The 7673-nt window shown below is 69.4% G+C and carries 8 protein-coding genes; 5 read left to right on the top strand and 3 right to left on the bottom strand.

Features of this window, described 5'->3' with window-relative positions; translation table 11 throughout:
- Window positions 1-879 precede the first annotated feature (879 nt).
- Window positions 880-1341 (bottom strand): type II toxin-antitoxin system PemK/MazF family toxin, encoded by a 462-nt coding sequence (locus J7E91_RS20695; RefSeq protein WP_214906919.1) that lies wholly within the window; start codon window positions 1339-1341, stop codon window positions 880-882.
- A 180-nt stretch (window positions 1342-1521) separates the two neighbouring features.
- On the opposite strand from J7E91_RS20695, the gene J7E91_RS20690 reads away from it, so the two are divergent.
- The gene (locus J7E91_RS20690) at window positions 1522-2274 is read left to right on the top strand and encodes an MBL fold metallo-hydrolase (RefSeq protein ID WP_214906917.1); all 753 of its coding nucleotides are present in this window, start codon (window positions 1522-1524) and stop codon (window positions 2272-2274) included.
- A 77-nt stretch (window positions 2275-2351) separates the two neighbouring features.
- On the opposite strand, the gene J7E91_RS20685 is transcribed toward J7E91_RS20690, so the two are convergent.
- Window positions 2352-3620, bottom strand: a complete 1269-nt coding sequence (locus J7E91_RS20685; protein WP_214906915.1) for a PTS transporter subunit EIIC — start codon at window positions 3618-3620, stop codon at window positions 2352-2354.
- Between the two features lie 246 nt (window positions 3621-3866).
- Complete coding sequence (locus J7E91_RS20680; protein ID WP_214906913.1) at window positions 3867-5162, bottom strand: PTS transporter subunit EIIC; 1296 nt, start codon at window positions 5160-5162, stop codon at window positions 3867-3869.
- 220 nt (window positions 5163-5382) lie between these two features.
- Here J7E91_RS20680 and J7E91_RS20675 point away from each other — a divergent pair, with 220 nt between their 5' ends.
- The 4 genes from J7E91_RS20675 (at window position 5383) to rdgB (ending at window position 7627) form a co-directional block, all read left to right on the top strand.
- Window positions 5383-5616 carry a glucose PTS transporter subunit EIIB gene (locus J7E91_RS20675; protein WP_028813127.1) on the top strand — a complete coding sequence of 78 codons (234 nt, stop codon included), beginning with the start codon at window positions 5383-5385 and terminating at the stop codon, window positions 5614-5616.
- Window positions 5617-5709: 93 nt separating this feature from the next.
- The gene (gene rph / locus J7E91_RS20670; RefSeq protein WP_214906911.1) at window positions 5710-6441 is read left to right on the top strand and encodes a ribonuclease PH; all 732 of its coding nucleotides are present in this window, start codon (window positions 5710-5712) and stop codon (window positions 6439-6441) included.
- Window positions 6442-6600: 159 nt separating this feature from the next.
- Window positions 6601-7005 carry a hypothetical protein gene (locus J7E91_RS20665; RefSeq protein ID WP_214906909.1) on the top strand — a complete coding sequence of 135 codons (405 nt, stop codon included), beginning with the start codon at window positions 6601-6603 and terminating at the stop codon, window positions 7003-7005.
- Between the two features lie 19 nt (window positions 7006-7024).
- Complete coding sequence (gene rdgB / locus J7E91_RS20660) at window positions 7025-7627, top strand: RdgB/HAM1 family non-canonical purine NTP pyrophosphatase (protein ID WP_214906908.1); 603 nt, start codon at window positions 7025-7027, stop codon at window positions 7625-7627.
- The last annotated feature ends 46 nt before the right edge of the window (window positions 7628-7673 follow it).

The raw sequence follows: 7673 nt of genomic DNA, 5'->3' as shown, positions 1-7673 counted from the left end.
GCCTGCGGCGGGCCTTTCCCCACCCCGCCCCTTCCCGAACCGGGGCAAGCCCCGGACCCCGGACGCCCTACGGGCGCGTCCGTCCTCAAACGCCGGACGGGCTGAATCCCCCGCTGAGCGCGGCAAGAACAAGCCGCGCTCAGCAAACTTCACCCACGCGGGTACTCCGGGCCCGCGCCGGTACTCGTGCACTCGTGCCGACACCTCCGGCCCCGCGTCGCGCTTCCGGGCTCGTGCCGGCGCCTCAGGGCCCGCGTCGGCACCGGGCCTGCGCCGCACGCCGGGCCGCGCTAGTACTTCTGGGCCCGTGCCAGTACTTGTGGGCCCGCGCCGCATTTTCGGGTCCGCTCTGGTACTTCCGGGACCTGCGCCGCACGGCGGGCCCGCGCCGGGACTTCTGGGCCCGTGCCGACATTTCCGGGTCCGTGTCGGTACTTCCGAGCTCGCGCCGCGCTTGGGTCCGTGCCGCTACTTCGGGCTCGCGCCGCGCTTGGGTCCGTGCCGCTACTTCGGGCTCGCGCCGCGCTTGGGTCCGTGCCGCTACTTCGGGCTCGCGCCGCGCTTGGGTCCGTGCCGCTACTTCGGGCTCGCGCCGCAGCTCCGGGCCTCCCGCACTTCTGCGGCCCGCGCCGCGCCTCCGGCTCCCCTCCCGCACCCTCATCAGGCCCCGCCCGGGCAATCCAGCCCCTCCGGCGTTTGAGGAGCGGGGTCTGGGGCGGAGCCCCGGTTCGGGAAGGGGCGGGTCGGGGAAAGTCCCGCGCAGCGGCCCGCCCAGCCCGCCCCACCGGCCCACTCACGCCAGGCACCCGCACACCGCCCACACCTCACCGCGCCGGCCCACGGCCACACCGCGCCGGCGCACCACCGCACCGCACGACCTCACCGCCCCAGATGCCGGACCCGCTCCCAAACCGCAGCATCCGCCACCCCCACCCGGCGCCGGAACCCCCGCACCCCCACATCCCGCAGCTCATCCGTCTCCAGGAAGCTCCGTCGCCCCCGCGCGTCCCCCACCGCCCCCGGCGGCAACGCGATCACACCGGGCCGCTCGTCATGGTGCTTGCTGGTGATCTTCGCGATCAGCGCACTGTTACCCCGGACCGACAACACCAGGCAGGGCCGGTCCTTCGACCCGGGCCCGTCCTCGTACGGCACATCGGCCCACCAGATCTCACCCGCCCGAGGACCCCGTTCCGGCGCGCGCCGACGCGGTCCACCGGGGCGCCCGGGCGGTCGCGTGCGCCCCCCGGGTCGCCGGCTCCGGCCCCGGCCGTCGACCACAGCCGCGACCAGCGCAAGTACCACTACGGCGACCAGCGCCACCCACCAGGACGTGTCCATGCCCCCGACCGTACCGGCGCCCCGCCCGCCCCGCGCGCTCCGCCCGAACCGGTGACAGTGCCGGTGACTTCAACCACAACGACCCGCCATCAAGGAGCGACCAGCTCTTTCGCGCCTTACGCTCGACGGACCTGAACCCGCACGAACCCTCCCCGTCCCTGTTACGGAGGTTCACGCTCCATGAAGCTCACCGTCGTCGGCTGCTCAGGGTCGTTCCCGTCCGCGGAATCGGCCTGCTCGAGCTACCTCGTCGAGGCCGACGGCTTCCGGCTGCTTCTCGACCTGGGCAACGGCGCCCTCGGCGAGCTGCAGCGCCACGTCGGTCTCTACGACATCGACGCCGTCTTTCTCAGTCACCTGCACGCCGATCACTGCATCGACATGTGCGGTTACTTCGTCGCGCGCTACTACCGGCAGGAGGGCGGCCGCGCCCCCGCGATCCCCGTGTACGGCCCGGAGGGCACCGAGCAGCGCCTCACGACGGCGTACGCCGACACCCCGAGCGAGAAGTCGATGGCCGAGGTCTTCGACTTCCACACGCTCAAGCCGGGCGTGTTCGACATCGGCCCCTTCTCCGTACGTACGGAGAAGGTGGCGCACCCCGTCGAGGCGTACGGCATCCGCGTCGAGCACGGCGGCAGGTCCCTCGCGTACTCCGGCGACACCGGGGTGTGCACGGCCCTGCACGAACTGGCCGACGGTGTGGACCTGTTCCTGTGCGAGGCGTCGTTCACGTACGGCAAAGAGGACATCCCGGACCTCCACCTCAACGGCCGCGAGGCGGGCGAACACGCCAGGCGGGCGGCTGTCGGCCGGCTGGTCCTCACGCACATCCCGCCGTGGACGGACCCGCAGGTGAACCTGGCCGACGCGCGCGCGGTGTACGACGGCCCGGCGGAACTGGCTGTCGCGGGCGCGGAGTACGAGATCTGACGTACGCACAGAGGAGGGCCCCTGGACCAGCGACTACGGTCCGGGGGCCCTCCTCTGTGTCTGCGCGAACCGCGCGGCTACTTCGCCTCCGCCTTCTGCAGCTCGGCGATCTCCTCGTCGGACTCACGGCCCGGCGTCGGAAGGTTGAACTTGGTGATCGCGAAGCGGAAGACCACGTAGTAGACCGCCGCGAAGCACAGACCGACCAGCAGCAGCATCCACGGTTTCGTCGCGATGCCGATGTTCAGGCCGAAGTCGATCGCGCCCGCCGAGAAGCCGAAACCGTCCTTCATGCCCAGGCCCCACGTCAGGGCCATGGAGACACCGGTCAGTACCGCGTGGATGCCGTACAGCACCGGGGCGATGAACATGAACGTGAACTCGATCGGCTCGGTCACGCCGGTGAAGAAGGAGGTCAGTGCCAGGGACAGCATCATGCCGCCGACGGCCTTGCGGCGCTCGGGGCGGGCGCAGTGCACGATCGCGAGGCAGGCGGCCGGGAGCGCGAACATCATGATCGGGAAGAAGCCGGTCATGAACTGCCCGGCGGACGGGTCACCCGCCAGGAAGCGGGCGATGTCGCCGCTCTTGCCCTCGTACGTACCGGCCTGGAACCACGGGAACGAGTTCAGCAGGTGGTGCATGCCGACCGGGATCAGCGCACGGTTGGCGACACCGAAGATTCCGGCGCCGACTGCGCCGGAGCCGACCAGCCACTCACCGAAGTTGTGCAGACCCGTGCCGAGTACCGGCCAGATGAAACCGAAGATGATGCCGACGACGAGGCCCGCGAAAGCGGAGAGGATCGGGACGAGACGGCGGCCGCCGAAGAAGCCCAGCCAGTCCGGCAGCTTCTTCCGGTAGAACTTCTGGTAGAGGAGGGCGACGACGATGCCCATGACGACACCGCCGAGCACCTTGGCGTCGACCGGCGCCTCCGTCATGACGATCTTGCCGTCGACGACCTTTGCCACCTTGGGCAGGTTGGAGTCGGTGAAGGTGGCCAGGACGTTCTTGAAGACCAGGTAACCGGTGACGGCCGCGAGCGCGGTCGAGCCGTCCGACTTCTTCGCGAAGCCGATCGCGATGCCCACGGCGAACAGCAGCGCCATGTTGTCGAGGATGGCGCCACCACCCGCGGCCATGTAGCCGGCGATCTTGGTGATGAACGTCGGGAACGACTCGCGGCCGAGCATGTCGGCGTTGCCGAGCCGGACCAGGAGCGCCGCTGCCGGCAGCACCGCGACCGGCAGCATGAGGCTGCGGCCGATGCGCTGCATGACAGCCATCGCGCCGGAGCCCTTCTTCTTGGCGGCCGCGGGGGCGGCGGCGCTGTCCGTGGACATCATTTCCTCCATGGGGCAAGGCGCCGCCAGGGGGAAATGGGGGACGGCGGCGTCTCCGGGATGACGCGGCGTACTCACTCGCTCGCCACGTGGTCTACACCACTCAGTGGTGTAGACCAGTTTTAGCACGGTGAAGGACGGATAAGGAACCCGCGATTCCCGTGCTCAAGGACACACCGGCCCAGGCGCGGCAAAGACCCCCGGACCGGGCAGGTCCGAGGGTGGTGGAAAGCGCGTTCTGGCCGCCTATTTGGTGACGTCCCGCTCGATCTCTTCCGCGACCTCCTCCGGTTCCCGCCCCGGAGTCGGCAGATTGAACTTGACGATCGCGAACCGGAAGATCGCGTAATAGACGACCGCGAAGACGAGACCGATGGGAATGATCAACCAGGGTTTCGTCGCGAGGCTCCAGTTGATGACGTAGTCGATCAGCCCGGCCGAGAAACTGAAACCGTCCTTCACGCCCAGCTCCCACGTCACGGCCATCGAGACGCCGGTCAGCAGGGCGTGGACCACGTACAGCAGCGGCGCGATGAAGAGGAACGAGTACTCGATCGGCTCGGTGATGCCCGTGACGAACGACGTCAGGCCGACCGACAGCATCATGCCGCTCACCGCCTTCCGGCGATGCGGCTTCGCCGTGTGCGCGATGGCGAGCGCGGCGGCCGGCAGCGCGAACATCATGATCGGGAAGAAGCCGGTGAGGAACTGGCCGGCCGTCGGGTCACCCGCCAGGAAGCGGTTGATGTCACCGTGCACGACCGTGCCGTCGGGCTTCGTGTAATCACCGAACTGGAACCACACGAAGACGTTCAGGAACTGGTGCAGGCCCACCACGAGCAGCGCGCGGTTCGCGACACCGAAGATGCCCGCGCCCCACGACCCCGCGTCCACCAGCCACCTGCTGAAGCTCGTCAGCGCGTCACCGACCGGCGGCCATACCCACAGGCAGAGCGCGGCGAAAGCGATCGCGACGAACGCCATGATGATCGGGACGAGCCGGCGGCCGTTGAAGAAGCCGAGCCAGTCGACCAGCTTCACCCGGTGGAAACGCTGCCAGAACCACGCAGACAGCAGGCCCATGACGATGCCGCCGAAGACCCCCGGATTCTGGTACGTCGCCGCCGTGAAGGTGTCGTCACCGGCGAGGCAGCCGCCCGTGACGGTCGTGGTGCCCGCCGGGCAGTCCACCGGAAACTGACGCAGCACCGCGTAGTAGACGAGAAAGCCGGCCACCGCGGCGAGCGCCGTCGAACCGTCCGACTTCCTGGCCATGCCGATCGCCACACCCACCGCGAACAGCAGCGGAAGCCCCAGCGAAGAGTCGAGCAGCGCGCCACCGGCCCCCGCCATCACCTTGGCGACGTTCGTCCAGCCCAGACCGTCGTCACCGAAGACGTCCGGCTGCCCGAGGCGGTTCAGGATGCCGGCAGCGGGCAGTACGGCGATCGGGAGCTGGAGGCTGCGCCCCATCTTCTGCAGCCCCTGGAACAGACCACTCCACCACTTCTTCCGCTGCACGTCCCCGCTGTTCGAACTCATCGGCGTCCTCCCGGAACGGCCCAGGTTTGGCGGGCGTAGCAAACTGGTGTAGACCAGTTGCGGTACGGTCCGGAGCTCGGCCGGAAGACAGGGCACCGGTGATCGCCATCATTCGGTACAGGGCGGTTACTCGCCCGCGAAGTTGGGCCAACCGTGAGTTACCGTGGCAAAGCGGCCACGGTGGGCCGAGGCTTCGTGCTTTGACAACAGGGAGAAAGACATGGCCAGCAAGGCTGAGAAGATCGTCGCCGGGCTCGGCGGTATCGACAACATCGACGAGATCGAAGGCTGCATCACCCGCCTGCGCACCGAGGTCCACAACCCGGACCTCGTCGACGAGGTCGCCCTCAAGGCCGCCGGCGCCCACGGCGTCGTCAAGATGGGCACCGCGATCCAGGTCGTCATCGGCACGGACGCCGACCCCATCGCCGCGGACATCGAAGACATGATGTGAGTCGCCCGTGACTCGGTCGTGAGGGGCCCATCCGGAAATTCGAACCGGAACGGGCCCCTCGCATGTGCCCGTCCGGCGGCTAGGCTCAACTCCATGTCTCGAATCGACGGCCGCACCCCCGAACAGCTCCGCCCGGTCACCATCGAACGCGGATGGAGCAAGCACGCCGAGGGCTCCGTCCTCATCTCCTTCGGTGACACCAAGGTCTTCTGCACCGCCTCCGTCACCGAAGGCGTCCCGCGCTGGCGCAAGGGCAGCGGCGAAGGCTGGGTCACCGCCGAATACTCGATGCTCCCCCGCTCCACCAACACCCGCGGCGACCGCGAATCCGTACGCGGCAAGATCGGCGGCCGTACGCACGAGATCAGCCGCCTCATCGGCCGCTCGCTGCGCGCCGTCATCGACTACAAGGCCCTCGGCGAGAACACCATCGTCCTGGACTGCGACGTACTCCAGGCCGACGGCGGCACCCGCACCGCAGCCGTCACCGGCGCCTACGTCGCCCTCGCCGACGCCGTCGCCTGGGCCCAGACCAAGAAGATCGTCAAGGCCGGGCGCAAGCCGCTCATCGGCACCGTCGCCGCCGTCAGCGTCGGCATCGTCGACGGAGTCCCGCTCCTCGACCTCTGCTACGAGGAAGACGTCCGCGCCGAGACCGACATGAACGTCGTCTGCACCGGCGACGGCCGCTTCGTCGAGGTCCAGGGCACGGCGGAGGCGGAGCCGTTCGACCGCAAGGAACTGAACGCGCTCCTCGACCTCGCGAGCGGCGGCTGCGCCGACCTCACCGCGATCCAGGTGAAGGCGCTGGACGGCTCGCTCTGACCACGACGGCCCGCGAGCAACCGCGGACGCCCACTTGTGCGTCTTTCACGGCACGGGCGTACGGGCCGAACCGTACGCCCGTCCGCACACCCGAAGACCGCACACCGCACGCCCGTATCCGTACACCGACATCCGTGTACCTGGGGGAGGACCCGCTCCATGCGCAGTCGCCGTAGCCGTCACAGCAGCCGTAGCAGCCGTATCGCACTCGCCGTCGTCACCGCCGCCATGCTCACCGGCCTGGTCGGCTGCGGAGCCCTCGACAAGGCGATGGACTGCGTGAAGACCGCCGAGGCCATCGCCACCAGCGTCGACAAGCTGTCCACGGCCGTGTCCACCGCGGCCGACGACCCCACGCAGCTGACCGAGGCCCTCGACAACATCGACAAGGAACTGACGAGCCTGGAGGACACGACGGACAACGCGGACCTGTCGAAGGCCGTCGACGACATGAACAAGGCCGTCGACAACGTCCGCACCGCCGTCAGGAACGGCGACGAGACGCCGGACATCGGGCCCGTCACCGACGCCGCCGCCGGGATCGGCAAGGTCTGCACTCCGTAGGCCCGTAGATACTGGGTGCATGACCCGCCTGATCCTCGCCACCCGCAACGCCGGGAAAATCACCGAGCTGCACGCGATCCTCGCCGACGCAGGTCTCCACCACGACCTCGTCGGCGCGGACGCGTACCCCGAGATCCCCGACGTCAAGGAAACCGGCGTCACCTTCGCCGAGAACGCCCTCCTCAAGGCCCACGCCATGGCCCGGGCGACCGGCCTCCCCGCCGTGGCCGACGACTCGGGCCTCGCGGTCGACGTACTGGGCGGCGCCCCCGGCATCTTCTCGGCCCGCTGGTCGGGCACCCACGGCGACGACGCGGCGAACCTGAACCTCCTGCTGGCCCAGCTGGCGGACATCGACGCCCCGCACCGCACGGCACACTTCGCCTGCGCGGCGGCCCTGGCCCTCCCCGACGGCACGGAACACGTGGTCGAAGGCCGCCTCCAGGGCACCCTCCGCCACACCCCGGCCGGCACGAACGGCTTCGGCTACGACCCCATCCTCCAGCCCGACGGCTACGCGGTGACCTGCGCGGAACTGACCCCGGCGGAGAAGAACGCCATCAGCCACCGCGGCAAGGCGTTCCGGGCGCTGGTGCCGGTGGTGCGGGAACTGCTCGGCTGAGGTACGAGAAAGGGCGCCCCGTCTACCGGGGCGCCCTTTGAAGCTG

The organism is Streptomyces sp. ISL-99, assembly GCF_018614005.1.
GTDB classification, from domain to species: domain Bacteria; phylum Actinomycetota; class Actinomycetes; order Streptomycetales; family Streptomycetaceae; genus Streptomyces; species Streptomyces flavidovirens.
The sequence above is the reverse complement of the archived record's forward strand: the minus strand, read 5'-3'. Positions and strand labels throughout refer to the sequence as shown.